This is a genomic window from Xylophilus sp. ASV27 (assembly GCF_016428875.1).
Classification (GTDB): domain Bacteria; phylum Pseudomonadota; class Gammaproteobacteria; order Burkholderiales; family Burkholderiaceae_C; genus Xylophilus.
Window position 1 is genome coordinate 1 of record NZ_JAELTO010000261.1, and the last position, 713, is coordinate 713.

1 protein-coding gene is annotated in these 713 nt (G+C 69.3%); it reads right to left on the reverse strand.

Going from position 1 to position 713, the window contains the following annotated elements; all coding sequences use genetic code 11:
* On the reverse strand, positions 1 to 713 hold a 713-nt coding region (locus tag JHD63_RS22785; protein ID WP_198973084.1), incomplete at both ends, for an IS4 family transposase.

Sequence of the window (713 nt, forward strand, 5' to 3'; positions counted from 1 at the left end):
AGTTGCAAGGCCTCGATTCGGCAGCCCTGCTTGAGGATCAGGAAGAACAACTCGATCTCCCAGCGCGCCCGGTACCAGTCGATCAGTTGCACCGCCTGCTCCAGCGTATCCACCCTGCGGTTGCTCAACAGCCGCCAGAGCACCGGCTTGGCACCCGCGGGCGCATCGATCTCCTCGGCCAGCACGCAGGTCACCGGCAGGTGCCCCCTGGCACCATCGTCCAGTTCGATGCGTTCGAGCCGGATGCGCTGGGTCACCCGGCGAGCCTGGCGCCCGCGTCCTGCGGGCAACTCGAAGCTCACTTGGCCGAGCACCGGCGCCTGAGCCAGGCGAGCCCAGAGCTTGCCGCCCTCGGGCAGGGCCCGGTCGTGCTGGCAGCGCACAAGGTAGTCGGCCGCATGCTCCCAATCCCTGGCCTTGACCAGCAGAGCCAGGATGTCCGCCTCCCGGTCGGCCACGTAGACATGGCGCACTTCGGGCATTTCCTGCGCCCGCTCGGCCACGCGCTCGTAGCCGTCGATCCAGCGCAGGCTTTCCTTGACGCCGCCGCGCTGGCCATCGGCGGCCTTGGGCTCGCGCGCCCACATCCATGCGTCGAGCACGCCCAGGGGCTCTCGAGCCGGGGTGATCACGTAGGTGGGGTGCAGGTACATGCCGCGCTGGGCTTCGTAGCTCAGCGGCCCCAGGCCGTGGCTGGCGCGGCCGTTGAAGTC